Below are 12,128 nucleotides of genomic sequence, written 5' to 3' on the forward strand. Positions count from 1 at the left end.
CTTATTAATATAGAAGCATCGTAGCTTATTCACTAACCAGAAAGCAAAATCACATAACGGGACTACTATTGGGCTGGCTAAGCAGTGCTGCGCTTAACTGATTAAAGTGATTAAAACTCCAGTTAGCCTGAATGGCAAAATGCTGGTTATGTTGATTCAGATACAAGCAAGAAGCCATACCAGCATTAGCGGCAGTTTGAATATCGAAAATATAATCGCCAACATAAATCATTTGATGTACAGGCAGCTGCAGCTGTGCAGCAAACTGCAATAACCCGGCCGGATCCGGTTTTGCTGCACAGTCTTCCCGTGTGAGCACGCGTTGAATAGGGATCTGCAACCGCTCTATTGTTAATTGTGTTGCTGCACGCATATTACGTGTCAGCAGTGCCAGCGGTATATCAGCCTTGAGCAGAGCCTGTAAGCACTCTTCAGCTCCCGGCATCCAGCAAGCTTGCCTGGCACCGTGTAATTCATGCTGGCAAATAATCTGCTCGATTCTGGCGCGTTCAGCCAAGTCTGTCACCCCGGCCAGAGTTTCCAGCAAAGGTGTACCATGCGGCCAGCCGATATCGTCACACATAGCGGCAAAATCTAACGCAGAATCGACAAGTGTGCCGTCAAGGTCAAACACCACTGCTTTTATATGCTGTAGCTGCACGTCAAAGTTCCTTACCCTTTATTAGTCATTTTGGTCAAAAGTTAGTGAAATTCGTATTTAAATTAGCAGAAAATAAATTTATCTATTTGTTTTTAAACAAATTAAATCTGGCATGCTTTCTGCCTGAATTATCATATCACTACATTATAAGGAAGAAAAAATGAGTATTCTGAGATTGCTGTTTAATATACTGTGGTTTGTACTGGGTGGTTTTGTCATGGGGCTATTATGGTGGCTGGCAGGCTTACTGTGTTTTATCAGTATTATTGGTATACCCTTTGGCCGCAGTTGCTTTGTTATTGGCGAAATGGCCTTCTGGCCCTTTGGGCAGGATGCCGTAAACCGGCGCTATATTAACCGTTATGACGATATCGGCACCGGAGCCATGGGCACGCTGGGCAATATTATCTGGTTTTTGTTTTTTGGTATCTGGCTGGCTATTGGCCATCTTGGTCACGCACTGGTATGCTTTATCAGTATTATCGGTATACCTTTTGGCTTGCAGCATCTTAAACTGGCAATGTTGTCGTTGGCGCCTATTGGTAAAACGGTGGTAGCACGCCACGCTATCTGATGCTAAACGCTGGTACCTGCAGCAACAAATGGGCATAACTTATGACAAAGCAGCATTATCAGCGTATCTGGCAAACGGTAAAGCAAATTCCAGCCGGAAAAGTAGCCAGCTATGGTCAGATAGCCGATCTGGCAGGCCTGCCCGGCCGCGCCAGGTTAGTAGGCAAAGCTCTGGGATATGCCCCTGCCGAACTCGCAGTACCCTGGTACAGAGTACTGCGTAGTGATCGCAGCCTGGCTTTTCCGCAAGGCTCAGCAACCGCTGAGGAGCAACGCCAGCATTTGCTGGCAGAGGGTGTGCTGATCAAACAAAATCGGGTAAACAAGAAAGATATATGGCAGCCAGAGCTGGCAGAGTTGCTATTTAACCTACAGTACTAAACCCGGTTTAGCCGTTTCTTTGAACGTAGCAAAGCTTCCTGCTCAAACTCTTCCATATACTCAGCTAAATCGCCTTTCCATTTTTCATCCGCTTCATCTACTGCGTCTTTAACCAAACCCACTTCAAGCTGATCACGTTGCACCAGCAGCTTATGTGCCCGGCTATGCATTTCCAGTTCAACCTCAGCCTGGATCTGGCTGATTGAGCGCAGCAGCCCAAGTTTTCGATACGCAAATAAAGCCAACAAGTTAATAATAATTATTATGGCGGCGTAAATTACAGTCATAAAACCGCCTCATATCTCGTGTTTCGCCGCTGTAATTTAAGCTCAGCTAACCAAGCTGTGATAATAACAGGCACTAGTGCAATATTAAGCAAAGGAATTGCATACTGATAAATGTACTGAAGAAACTCTGTATTAAACACGAATCGATCAATAAAGCGGCCTGTTTGCAAAGTAGCAAATACAACAAACAACATACCTACCAGCTTAGCTATAAAGCCTACGTTTTGCGCAAGCAGCTTGTGGAACTTAAATAGCAAAAAAACAGCTAACATATCAATCAAAGCAAAGCTTGCATACCAAGCAAACTTGGCACTTAAATCCGGCTGGCTCGCGTATTGGTATAACATCGGAGACAAAGAAGTCATGGCACCGTTAGCAACGGTAAGTACAATTAAAGTAATAACAAAAGATGAAACCTTCCGCTCAACTGCCATTGCTAAAACTAAAACAAAGAAGTACGAGACAAAAATCACTTTATCCAAAGAAAACAATAAACTGTCAATGTAAGACCAACTCATGCAAGCCCCTTGCTGCTAAAGTTTTGGCGGTTCAATTCCAGCGCCGTTGCCCAAAGCCGAATAGCTGCTGTCGATTACTGTCGTTTTGGGTGGCTCAATACCGGCACCGTTACCTGGAATTGCTGATGTCGTCTTAGGCGGCTCAATACCTGCTCCATTACCCAATGTTGTTGCTGAATCTTTTGCCAGCAATGCTTTTGCTTGCTCACTGATTTGTACTGAATCGGTTGTTTTTACAGCCGGAGACGCTGCGGCCTGAGTATTTTGTTGTTTTAACGCAGCTGCAGCTGCTTTTTCCTGAGTATATAACTGCAATTGGGCGGTGTTATTATTGCTGATATTATTTACTGACATGCTTACCTCTTGTATTGAGTTCTATCTCAACCCCATACTAAGGTTCATAGCAAAATAACTCCAGCAAATTTACAGCCATTTATTTGACAAAAAAGTGATATTTACGCCAAAGATGTAACCTTGAGTAACTATCCGGCTTATATAAGGATAAAAGTGAATTACCTTGCCCATGCTGCATTAGCAAAACCCAATATTTATTCACTTACCGGCAATTTGCTTGGCGATTTTTGTAAAGGTATTCCATTGAACACTTTGCCCCCCGATATTCTGGCAGGTTTACTTAATCATCGGGCGACAGACAGCTATACAGATCAGCACACCGAAGTCAGGCAGCTAAAAGCATTATTCTCCGCCAGCCGCCGCCGGTTTGCCGGTATAGCACTGGATGTATTATTTGATCACTTTCTTATCAAACACTGGCAGCAGTTTTACAGCACCAGTTTTGCTGATTACAAACAGCAGCTATATGCAGACTTAGCTACAGCAGAACCTCTGATGCCGGTAGCTATGGCAAACACTATGCGCAGTGTCCGCACACATGACTGGTTCAGTAGCTACCAGCAATTGCCACAGTTAGGTAAGGCTTTAGACCGTATTGCCAGCCGGATAAAGTTTACACATCAATTTGCTGGCATAATTGATGAAATTCAGCCGCAATATGCGGTGCTGGAACAAGGCTTTTTAAGGTTTTATCCGCAATTGCAGCAACATATAAAGCAACTGTCGCTTGAAACCTGAGCAATAACGCTCTGACACAGCGGGCTCCGACGTTATTGCAGCAGATTTATCCCGGCATTAGTTGCGTTAAAAGCCTGCTATTGGCTAGACTAGCGCCCTGTTCGTTTTGATAGCATTGAATACAGGAGCGCAATAATGGGCGCACAATGGAAAGCCAAACATAAAATGGATGCAGCCAACGCCAAAGGCCGCATTTTTACCAAACTGGCAAAAGAGATTGCTGTTGCTGCACGTAATGGTGCCGATCCGGATATGAACGCCAAATTACGTTCTGCCATTGAAGCTGCAAAAAAAGCATCAATGCCAAAAGATACACTGGAACGTGCAATCAAAAAGGGCGCAGGCCTGCTTGATGGTCCGGCAAACTATGAAACTGTAGTTTACGAAGGCTTTGCGCCGCATCAGGTGCCGGTTATTGTTGAGTGTTTAACTGACAATAAAAACCGCAGCGCGATGAGTATCCGGCAGTTGTTCCGCAAAGGCCAACTGGCAACTTCCGGCGCAATATCCTGGGATTTTAAGCATTTAGGCCAGATTGAAGCGGAGCCTGTCAGTGCAGATGCCGATGCTGAACTGGCTGCGATAGAAGCCGGTGCGCAGGATTTTGAAGCCGGTGACGATAACGAAGTGGTATTTTTAACGGAAGCCACCGATTTAGATCTGGTAGCCAAGGCTCTGCCGGAGTTTGGCTTTAATGTACTGACCGCTAAACTGGTATACCGCGCGAATAACCCGGTAACCTTAGACGATGCGCAGCGCGCTGAAGTAGAAGCCTTTTTAGATGCTATTGATGCTGATGATGACGTACAAAACGTTTATGTTGGCTTAGCCGGCTAATCTTTCTGTATTATCTGCGCACTAACACAGCCATCCTGTCAGGTGGCTGTATTGTTTTTACTACCGGCTTAACCAAACAATAAACGCCAGATACTGACTTTGCGCTGCTGATGGTATTCTTTGCGCAGGGCGTCTACCTTCTGCAAATGCAACTTTGCCTGGGTAATATCATCCTCTGTAGCTGCTTGTCGGGCTAACTGAAGCTCTGTCAGCACCAGTTGTAACCCATGTTTAAACTGTTCTGCTTTTTCCGCTTCAAAATCCGCCAGGGCTGACTGCTGTGTCAGGCTGATCAACTCATCCAGCGGCAGTAATAGCTGGCTAGCGCTTTGTGCGTCATAAGCCTGTTTATACTGAAAAGCCATATTTTTCATGGTTTTTTCCAGATCAACTGACGCGATAGCCGGCACAGAGTAAAACAACCAAAACAAGCTAAAACACAAAACGCGCATCACAATATCTCAAAAAACAATAAGGCGGCTATTGTAACGTAAAGTGCCAGGCAGGCATATGGTACCGGTCCGCTGTAGAGAGCGCGCAAAACGCGTGCCAGGCGCAAAAATAACCCGCTTTGCCTGACAGTGCTTGTCGTTAGCTGTTAAACCTGCTGAGATAACAACGATTACCTGAAATAAATAAGAGATAACAATAATGAAGCAAGCTCTCCCCCCTTTAGCCATGTTTTTTGGTGTTGCCCTGTTAAGCGGTTGTGCAGCCACTGCCACTAACAACACGGTTTCGCAGGCTAGCACTGCGCAGCAACTGGCACAGCAGTACATTATTATTGACACCCACATCGACGTGCCTTACCGGCTACATAAAGACTGGGAAGACGTTACTGTAGCCACCCAACGCGGTGAATTTGATTACCCGCGAGCGCAGGCAGGTGGCTTGAATGCGCCCTTTATGTCTATTTACATCCCGGCGTCTTACGAGCGTAGTGGCGGCGGTTATCAGTTGGCAAACCAACTGATAGATAGCATGGAAGCGCTGGCAGGCCGTGCGCCGGATAAATTCGCCATGGCATACAACACAACAGACGTACTTGAACAGTTTGGCAGTGGCAAAGTATCACTGGCACTTGGCATGGAAAATGGCACGCCGATAAACGGCAAGCTGGAAAACCTGCAGCATTTTTATCAACGCGGCATCCGTTATATTACGCTATCGCATTCTGAGAGTAATCATATTGCTGACTCCAGCTATGATTTGCGCCGCCGCTGGAATGGCTTAAGCCCGTTTGGTAAAGAGTTGGTGGTGGCGATGAACAATATCGGCATGATGATTGATATTTCGCATGTATCAGATGACGCCTTTTACCAGGCCGTTGAGATCAGCAAAGTGCCGGTTATCGCCTCACACTCGTCACTGCGCAGTTACACCCCGGGGTTTGAACGCAACATGGATGACAACATGATTAAAGCGCTGGCGAAAAACGGCGGTGTAGTGCAAATTAACTTTGGTTCGTCTTTTGTGACCATGATGGCTAACCAATACGGCGCTCTGCGTAAAGCCGCAGCAAAACAGGCAGGCGTAGCCGACGATGACGCTTTTGAGCTGGAGTTTCGCAAAAAACACCCCTACCCGTTTGCAACCTTAGATACAGTACTGGACCATATTGATCATGTGGTAAAGCTGGTAGGTATTGATTATGTTGGCATTGGTTCTGACTACGACGGCGTAGGTGATTCACTACCGGTAGGGCTAAAGGATGTAGCCAGCTATCCGAATTTAATCAACGGCCTGCTGCAGCGTGGCTATAGCACGGCTGATATCGAAAAAATTCTGTCGGGTAATTTTCTGCGTGTCTGGCGCGAAGTAGAGCAATACGCCGCGCAACAACAAGCCTGATAAATACTGGTAATGCGCGGTACAAGCCGCGCTTTACCTGCCTGCCTTAAACCCGTTTATGGCAGGCACATCACTAAATAAGGCCTGCAAGCAAGCCGATAGCCCCACCAAATACGCCTCCCCATACTACCAGCCAACCTAAATGCTGGCGGATCATCTGCTGAATAATGTCTTTTACCAATTCAGGGGTCAGCTCGTTTAAGCGCTGCTGCACTATAGTGTCTACCTTAACCCGCATACTTTCCAGCTGTTCGGGCTGGTCCAGCTGTGCCAACAGCAGTTGGTTAAATTCATCGGTTTGCGATATCTCTGCCAATGCGCTTTTCAGCTTGCTGATAAACGGTTCTTTTAACGGTAATAAGGCAGCACTACCGCCAAACATACCCAGCATACCGCCAAATGATGACTGCTCGACTACTTTTAACAATGAGTCAAACGCTGGCGACAAATCGGTCTGTGCTATAACCGGCTCAAAATCAAATGCTTTACTATGGCTTTGCTGGTGGTCTGCCAAAAAACGCTCAATATTGTTGCCGCTGAAAAACTGTGTCATCACCAGTTGGTAAATTCCCGCTTTAAACTGCTCAAACCGGGCCGGAATGACGCCAGAGCCATACAACAGTGGTACTTTCTCAAACAGCATATGCACTGCCAGCCAGTTTGTCAGAGCACCGGATAACGCAAATAAGCCTACACTAAGTAAAAGTGGTTGCTGTAAATACCAGCCTGCCAGCGTAATTGCTGCGGCAACCCCATTCGTAACTACATTTTTATTCATGCCTGCCTCCCACTGATAAAACATAAGCTTATGTGGCGCAGATTCTAATCAGCTAAGCGCAACGGAGCAAGCGCCCGCTTTAGCCGTGGGCAAAATCAGGTTATGCTGGCAGGTATAAGTGAAAGTAAGAATTTACAGATAAAATAAGAAATACAGATGAAAATAGTCGTTGCCTCGGCAAATCCGGCAAAAATCAGTGCGGTAAAGGATGCATTAACACAGGTATTTAACGGCAAAACACTGCTATGTAGCGGGCAAAGTACTGCTTCTGGCGTGCCAGCACAGCCTATGAGCAGTGAAGAAACCTTACAAGGGGCGCTCAACCGGCTGCGGGCAGTTGCAGCTGCCGCGCCGGGAGCAGACTATTATGTTGCCATTGAAGCAGGTTTAGACGGCGATTACAGCTTTGCCTGGGTTGTTATTGCCCACCAGGGGCGTATCAGTAAAACCCGCTCGGCCAGTTTACCCATTCCACCTGCTGCACTCATGGCATTGCAACAGGGCAAAGAGCTGGGCGATGTAATGGACCTGATGTTTGAGCAACATAATGTTAAACAACAAGGTGGAGCCATTGCCATGTTAACCAACCATCTGCTGACACGCTCCAGTGTGTATCAGCAGGCGATTATCTTGGCAATGATCCCGTTTATTCAGCCGCAACTATTTAATACTTAACTGTAAAACTCAGTTGTAACCTAATACTGCACAATGTGCAGTGTCAGTATCACGGCGGTTGCTTTTAACTTCTGCCGTGTCGCTGTTGTCAGTCCACACTAAACTCAGTGCCTGACGTTCTTGCTGAGTTAAATCCACCGTTTTTTGCTGATTAAAATAAAAACGAGGCTCTTGCTCATGGCTTTGTTTCACTGCACTCATAGCAGACTCCTGTAGTGGGTATAAAAAGAGAGTACTCACTAACTTTATAAGCCTTAGCCTGAGCACAGGCTGAACAGTAAGCTTTATCTGCTACAGATACGCGCGATTAAATGACTCTTTCGATTGCTGCAGATAACTACGCGCCTTTTGCGCATGATTTTCCCAGATTTGTTTATCAGCGGCATCGGTAAACGGGTTTTGGCTACTGCTGACTGAGCGTTCAAACCGGTCATAATGTGTTAGCATGGCCGACGTGATCTGATTAAACTGGTCTTTGTAGCTTTGGGTATGATCCAACTGCTCTGAGGTTTTCAGCACAAAACGGATAAGCTCGGTATTATTGCCCTCATCCAGATAACTCTTTGCTTTTAGCGTGATATTACCCGCCACTTCGTCCATGAGTTTCTGCCGCACCAGTTCATCTTTGCTAAGTGCCCTGCTAATTGTCTCCTGCGAGCGCACCATGCTGGCATGTTGTAACGTGTCGCGCAGTTGTTTGTCTAAGTTACGCCGAAAGCTGTCAATAGTCTTTTGAATACCCAGTAACTCGGCTTCCAGCGCTGCAACCTGTTGTAACTCTTTTTCCAGTTCAGCCAGAAAACGCTCAGCATCCTGATAAATTTTCAAACCGTTTTGTTCGGCAAATTTACGATCAGAGCGGCTTAACCCTGCATCGCTATAGTTCGATTTATCAAAACTGGATGCCAGAAAAGATTTAAACGGCTCAGCAAAAGCCGAATAAGCCCCCGCGCTTACTACATTCAATGTGGCAGTAGCCAGATCGCCAAATGGCTTTAACATAGAGTTCAGCCGGGCTTGCTGCAGCGGTGTTGTTACGCGTTTAGCATCATTTACAATACTGCGAAAACTGGCATAAGCCATCGGGTTAGACATTCTATTACGCTCAGAACTTGCCAGAGCCAGCGCAATACCTGAATGTAGTGCGTTGGCGTATTCCAGATACTGACGCTGCAAATCCAGTTGAGCAGCGTAGTTAACGCCCAAAGTGCGGAAAGATTCGGCCTGCAAGGCAATATTCTGATCCTGGCGCAATTTGTCCAGAATACCACTGACAATACGCTGCTCATTCTTCTGTAAAGCGGTTGCCAGTAAAATACGCTCTACCAGTATATCGTCAACGTCCACAACGCCATTTACGACTTCAATATCCAGCCGCAGGTAACGCCTGGCGGGCTCATCAATAGAAACGCGGTGTGCTTTATAGCTGACATCGCCAGCGCTATGCTCTATCAAGGCAACCGGCTGCCACAGCGCATTTAGCGATGGCATATCCGACACCAGCACATGAATACGATATGCGGTGATATTGGTATCAGGCCGAACCCATAACTCCAGCACACCCATTTCACTAATAGCATCCTTGCTAAATAGCACGCTATTGCCTGGCTTACAACGCAGTGACAACTCACCGGAACGCGGCACACCAAGCAAGGCCCGGCAATCGCCAAGTTGGCGCCAACGCTCAGCATCGCCACTTTCAAAGCCATCACTAAAAACCACAGCGGCCTGCCCCGACACACCAGGCAACCAGGCAGCAAGCAAGAACGCAATCAAATTACGCATGGAAACTCCGAAACTGGAAGCAAGCATAAAGCCACCGGATAGCGGCTTTTGGAAGTGCAGCTATTTTAACCGAATACAGCACTGCTGCAATACTGCGTTAGTTAACACTGTGCAAAATACTGTATCATCAAACCTCTGCCCCTATCCGCCCCCAACCAGTGAGCCGTTTAAATGTGGCTGAATGAAGAGCAAAAGCTCGATGCTGCGATACGCACCTATAGAAAAACGCTGCTGCAATCTACTCCGCAGCATATCGTTATAGATAATTTATTTGATAGCAACAAACTCGATGAGGTTGTCAGTATTTTACAGCAAGAGAGTGGCTGGCAAACACAGAAACACACCTACTCGGCTTTATATGTCGATAACGCAAAGTGGCAAAAAACCCAGAAAAAGCAGCGTTTTGTACAACGGGATCTATGGCAACGCCCAGCTCTTAGTGCTGTAGGCGCACCAGATAATGTTGCAGAGCAGTTTTTAGCGTTTTTACGTAGTGATGAATTTATGTCTTGGTTATCGCGTATCTTTAAAGTGGCTTTAACCGATATCAATGTGGCTAATCCCGCTATTAACAGCAATTGCTTTCGCTTAGGTGCAACTGACTTTGTTAATCAGCACGCTGATGACTCCCCCGGCAGAGAAGTATGTATGTTGTTGTATTTAAATAAAGGCTGGCAACACAATAACGGTGGTGAACTGGTTTTTCTGGGAGCAGATGCCAACCCCGTCAGTATAGCGCCGTTGTATAACCGCTGCGTATTGTTCAACCCGGCCTCACCTGGCTCTGAGCACTGGGTAAAAGCACTGACAACCGAAAATACACAGCAATATCGTTATAACGTCACCAGTTGGTATTGGTCTGAGTGATGACAAAGGCCCACGCTTTTGGCGTGGGCCTTTGTCATTTATCTGGCGGAGAGAGAGGGATTCGAACCCTCGTTAGGGGTTAACCTAAACACACTTTCCAGGCGTGCGCCTTCAGCCACTCAGCCATCTCTCCGGAACTTGCGTTGCAAGCGCGGCTATACTAGGGAAATTCACCGCGCGCTGCAACTGTTATATGCAGTAGTACTTTGTTTATGCCTGCTTTTTATACATATCAGGCCAAAAGTCTATCAGGCGTTGCCTTTTACCTGCTTTTTCAAATCAGCAGCAAAGCCCAGCATACGGTTTAACGGTATCAGGGCTTTTTCACGCTGTGCGGCATCAACAAAGATTTCATGGCCGTTAGTGTCTGTCAGGGCCGCCTCAATCGCTTTTAAGCCGTTCATTGCCATCCAGGGGCAATGAGCACAGCTGCGGCAAGTAGCGCCGTTACCGCCGGTTGGTGCCTCAATAAAGGTCTTGCCGGGCATCTGCTGCTGCATCTTATAAAAGATGCCCTTATCAGTGGCGACAATAAAGGTGTCATTAGGCAGCGTTTGGCTGGCTTGAATCAATTGGCTGGTAGAACCTACAGCGTCTGCTAACTGTACTACGCTGTCAGGCGATTCCGGGTGCACTAATACTGCGGCATCGGGGTATTGCTTTTTCAGTTCAATAAGCGCGTTGGCTTTAAATTCGTCGTGGACGATACAGGCCGCATTCCACAGCAACATATCGGCGCCGGTTTGCTTTTGTACCCAGGCACCCAGGTGCTTATCCGGCCCCCAGAGGATTTTTTTACCCTGGCTGTCTAAATAATCTACTACGTCCAGAGCAATTGATGATGTTACCACCCAGTCGGCGCGGGCTTTTACCGCAGCAGAGGTATTGGCATACACTACTACGACACGATCAGGGTGCGCATCGCAAAAGGCTGAGAAGGGTTCTGCCGGGCAGCCTAAGTCCAGTGAACAGGTAGCATCCAGCGTGGGCATTAACACCGTTTTGTTGGGCGTAAGAATTTTTGCTGTTTCGCCCATAAACTTTACGCCGGCGACAATCAGCGTTTTCGCCGGATATTCATTACCAAAACGGGCCATTTCCAATGAGTCGGATACGCAGCCGCCGGTTTCTTCAGCCAACGCCTGTATTTCCGGATCAGTATAATAGTGGGCTACCAGTACAGCGTCTTTTTGCTGTAACAGGGTTTTGATACGGTCTTTATAGGCTTGCTTTTCGTCACCGCTCAAAGGCAGTGGCTTTTTCGGAAAGGCAAAGTCTTGCTCTGTGAAATACAACGTCTGTTCCATAGGGCTTACCTGCTGACTTTAAAGGGCGGCTATTATAGCGCTGCGAATTAAGAAAATACAGTATGGTGGCATGGTGGGTCATGATGGATTCGAACCATCGACCAACGGATTAAAAGTCCGCTGCTCTACCAGCTGAGCTAATGACCCATGCAGGAAAAACGAAGAAAATTGGTGGGTCATGATGGATTCGAACCATCGACCAACGGATTAAAAGTCCGCTGCTCTACCAGCTGAGCTAATGACCCAAACAGGGATATCGAAGTGGTGGGTCATGATGAATTCGAATCATCGACCAACGGATTAAAAGTCCGCTGCTCTACCAGCTGAGCTAATGACCCATTTCGATATCAAAGTTTGCGCGGTTGGTGGGTCATGATGAATTCGAATCATCGACCAACGGATTAAAAGTCCGCTGCTCTACCAGCTGAGCTAATGACCCTAACCGCGGACGCATATCTTACTGATTTACGGCTTTTGTGCAACCAAAAAGTGTTAAAAACCACGCCTATGTGGTCT

General features: G+C 46.9%; 16 protein-coding genes and 5 tRNA genes. 7 read left to right on the forward strand and 14 right to left on the reverse strand.

The window, feature by feature from the left end:
- Positions 1-49: 49 nt before the first annotated feature.
- Positions 50-661 (reverse strand): HAD family hydrolase, encoded by a 612-nt coding sequence (locus M2404_RS10235; protein ID WP_259239635.1) that lies wholly within the window; start codon positions 659-661, stop codon positions 50-52.
- Positions 662-821: 160 nt separating this feature from the next.
- Here M2404_RS10235 and M2404_RS10240 point away from each other — a divergent pair, with 160 nt between their 5' ends.
- Together M2404_RS10240 and M2404_RS10245 are read left to right on the forward strand one after the other, a co-directional pair.
- Positions 822-1,235, forward strand: coding sequence for a YccF domain-containing protein (locus M2404_RS10240; protein WP_259239636.1), 414 nt, complete (start codon positions 822-824; stop codon positions 1,233-1,235).
- 41 nt (positions 1,236-1,276) lie between these two features.
- Entirely contained in the window at positions 1,277-1,615 is a 339-nt protein-coding gene (locus tag M2404_RS10245) for an MGMT family protein (RefSeq protein WP_259239637.1), read from the forward strand.
- Here M2404_RS10245 and M2404_RS10250 read toward each other — a convergent pair.
- Genes M2404_RS10250 through M2404_RS10260 form a run of 3 tightly spaced genes read right to left on the reverse strand, consistent with a single transcriptional unit; the run spans position 1,612 to position 2,774 of the window.
- Entirely contained in the window at positions 1,612-1,902 is a 291-nt protein-coding gene (locus M2404_RS10250) for a hypothetical protein (RefSeq protein ID WP_259239638.1), read from the reverse strand. The two genes, M2404_RS10245 and M2404_RS10250, sit on opposite strands and share 4 nt — an antisense overlap.
- Entirely contained in the window at positions 1,899-2,420 is a 522-nt protein-coding gene (locus tag M2404_RS10255; RefSeq protein ID WP_259239639.1) for a hypothetical protein, read from the reverse strand. The genes M2404_RS10250 and M2404_RS10255 overlap by 4 nt, the downstream gene beginning before the upstream one ends.
- Before the next feature lie 15 nt (positions 2,421-2,435).
- Entirely contained in the window at positions 2,436-2,774 is a 339-nt protein-coding gene (locus tag M2404_RS10260) for a hypothetical protein (protein WP_259239640.1), read from the reverse strand.
- 153 nt (positions 2,775-2,927) lie between these two features.
- Here M2404_RS10260 and M2404_RS10265 point away from each other — a divergent pair, with 153 nt between their 5' ends.
- Positions 2,928-3,512 carry an acyl carrier protein phosphodiesterase gene (locus tag M2404_RS10265; RefSeq protein ID WP_259239641.1) on the forward strand — a complete coding sequence of 195 codons (585 nt, stop codon included), beginning with the start codon at positions 2,928-2,930 and terminating at the stop codon, positions 3,510-3,512.
- Positions 3,513-3,647: 135 nt separating this feature from the next.
- Positions 3,648-4,349 carry a YebC/PmpR family DNA-binding transcriptional regulator gene (locus M2404_RS10270; protein ID WP_259239642.1) on the forward strand — a complete coding sequence of 234 codons (702 nt, stop codon included), beginning with the start codon at positions 3,648-3,650 and terminating at the stop codon, positions 4,347-4,349.
- Between the two features lie 68 nt (positions 4,350-4,417).
- On the opposite strand, the gene M2404_RS10275 is transcribed toward M2404_RS10270, so the two are convergent.
- On the reverse strand, positions 4,418-4,801 hold the full coding sequence (locus M2404_RS10275) for a cytochrome b562 (protein WP_259239643.1): 384 nt from the start codon (positions 4,799-4,801) through the stop codon (positions 4,418-4,420).
- A 199-nt stretch (positions 4,802-5,000) separates the two neighbouring features.
- Here M2404_RS10275 and M2404_RS10280 point away from each other — a divergent pair, with 199 nt between their 5' ends.
- Positions 5,001-6,200, forward strand: coding sequence for a dipeptidase (locus M2404_RS10280; RefSeq protein WP_259239644.1), 1,200 nt, complete (start codon positions 5,001-5,003; stop codon positions 6,198-6,200).
- A gap of 73 nt (positions 6,201-6,273) precedes the next feature.
- Here the strand turns inward: M2404_RS10280 and M2404_RS10285 are convergent, their stop codons facing one another.
- Positions 6,274-6,978, reverse strand: a complete 705-nt coding sequence (locus M2404_RS10285) for a DUF445 domain-containing protein (RefSeq protein WP_259239645.1) — start codon at positions 6,976-6,978, stop codon at positions 6,274-6,276.
- 156 nt (positions 6,979-7,134) lie between these two features.
- Here M2404_RS10285 and yjjX point away from each other — a divergent pair, with 156 nt between their 5' ends.
- Positions 7,135-7,653 (forward strand): inosine/xanthosine triphosphatase, encoded by a 519-nt coding sequence (yjjX, locus tag M2404_RS10290; protein WP_259239646.1) that lies wholly within the window; start codon positions 7,135-7,137, stop codon positions 7,651-7,653.
- A 9-nt stretch (positions 7,654-7,662) separates the two neighbouring features.
- Here the strand turns inward: yjjX and M2404_RS10295 are convergent, their stop codons facing one another.
- Complete coding sequence (locus M2404_RS10295) at positions 7,663-7,854, reverse strand: hypothetical protein (RefSeq protein WP_259239648.1); 192 nt, start codon at positions 7,852-7,854, stop codon at positions 7,663-7,665.
- A gap of 90 nt (positions 7,855-7,944) precedes the next feature.
- Positions 7,945-9,438, reverse strand: a complete 1,494-nt coding sequence (gene bdpA, locus M2404_RS10300) for a BAR domain-like protein A BdpA (RefSeq protein ID WP_259239649.1) — start codon at positions 9,436-9,438, stop codon at positions 7,945-7,947.
- Positions 9,439-9,609: 171 nt separating this feature from the next.
- Between bdpA and M2404_RS10305 the strand changes: the two genes are divergently transcribed.
- Positions 9,610-10,305, forward strand: a complete 696-nt coding sequence (locus M2404_RS10305; protein ID WP_259239650.1) for a 2OG-Fe(II) oxygenase — start codon at positions 9,610-9,612, stop codon at positions 10,303-10,305.
- Between the two features lie 43 nt (positions 10,306-10,348).
- Here the strand turns inward: M2404_RS10305 and M2404_RS10310 are convergent.
- The 6 genes from M2404_RS10310 to M2404_RS10335 all read right to left on the reverse strand — a co-directional run bounded on the left by M2404_RS10310 (position 10,349) and on the right by M2404_RS10335 (position 12,051).
- Positions 10,349-10,438 (reverse strand) — tRNA-Ser (locus M2404_RS10310).
- Between the two features lie 115 nt (positions 10,439-10,553).
- A complete protein-coding gene (gene nadA / locus M2404_RS10315; protein ID WP_259239651.1) occupies positions 10,554-11,612 on the reverse strand; it encodes a quinolinate synthase NadA in 1,059 nt (352 codons plus the stop codon).
- 71 nt (positions 11,613-11,683) lie between these two features.
- Positions 11,684-11,759, reverse strand: a tRNA-Lys gene (locus M2404_RS10320).
- 22 nt (positions 11,760-11,781) lie between these two features.
- Positions 11,782-11,857: transfer RNA gene (locus tag M2404_RS10325), tRNA-Lys, on the reverse strand.
- A 17-nt stretch (positions 11,858-11,874) separates the two neighbouring features.
- Positions 11,875-11,950, reverse strand: a tRNA-Lys gene (locus tag M2404_RS10330).
- Between the two features lie 25 nt (positions 11,951-11,975).
- A tRNA-Lys gene (locus M2404_RS10335) sits at positions 11,976-12,051 on the reverse strand.
- Between the last annotated feature and the right edge of the window lie 77 nt (positions 12,052-12,128).

The sequence above is a fragment of the Rheinheimera pacifica genome, assembly GCF_024809855.1.
Taxonomy (GTDB): Bacteria; Pseudomonadota; Gammaproteobacteria; order Enterobacterales; family Alteromonadaceae; genus Alishewanella; species Alishewanella pacifica_A.

Bases quoted from the DNA above. Each gene is read 5' to 3' on its own strand.
- M2404_RS10240 (WP_259239636.1), top strand. From the start codon at position 822: ATGAGTATTCTGAGATTGCTGTTTAATATACTGTGGTTTGTACTGGGT.
- M2404_RS10245 (WP_259239637.1), top strand. From the start codon at position 1,277: ATGACAAAGCAGCATTATCAGCGTATCTGGCAAACGGTAAAGCAAATT.
- M2404_RS10250 (WP_259239638.1), bottom strand. From the start codon at position 1,902: ATGACTGTAATTTACGCCGCCATAATAATTATTATTAACTTGTTGGCT.
- M2404_RS10255 (WP_259239639.1), bottom strand. From the start codon at position 2,420: ATGAGTTGGTCTTACATTGACAGTTTATTGTTTTCTTTGGATAAAGTG.
- M2404_RS10260 (WP_259239640.1), bottom strand. From the start codon at position 2,774: ATGTCAGTAAATAATATCAGCAATAATAACACCGCCCAATTGCAGTTA.
- M2404_RS10270 (WP_259239642.1), top strand. From the start codon at position 3,648: ATGGGCGCACAATGGAAAGCCAAACATAAAATGGATGCAGCCAACGCC.
- M2404_RS10275 (WP_259239643.1), bottom strand. From the start codon at position 4,801: ATGCGCGTTTTGTGTTTTAGCTTGTTTTGGTTGTTTTACTCTGTGCCG.
- M2404_RS10280 (WP_259239644.1), top strand. From the start codon at position 5,001: ATGAAGCAAGCTCTCCCCCCTTTAGCCATGTTTTTTGGTGTTGCCCTG.
- M2404_RS10285 (WP_259239645.1), bottom strand. From the start codon at position 6,978: ATGAATAAAAATGTAGTTACGAATGGGGTTGCCGCAGCAATTACGCTG.
- yjjX (WP_259239646.1), top strand. From the start codon at position 7,135: ATGAAAATAGTCGTTGCCTCGGCAAATCCGGCAAAAATCAGTGCGGTA.
- M2404_RS10295 (WP_259239648.1), bottom strand. From the start codon at position 7,854: ATGAGTGCAGTGAAACAAAGCCATGAGCAAGAGCCTCGTTTTTATTTT.
- bdpA (WP_259239649.1), bottom strand. From the start codon at position 9,438: ATGCGTAATTTGATTGCGTTCTTGCTTGCTGCCTGGTTGCCTGGTGTG.
- M2404_RS10305 (WP_259239650.1), top strand. From the start codon at position 9,610: ATGTGGCTGAATGAAGAGCAAAAGCTCGATGCTGCGATACGCACCTAT.
- nadA (WP_259239651.1), bottom strand. From the start codon at position 11,612: ATGGAACAGACGTTGTATTTCACAGAGCAAGACTTTGCCTTTCCGAAA.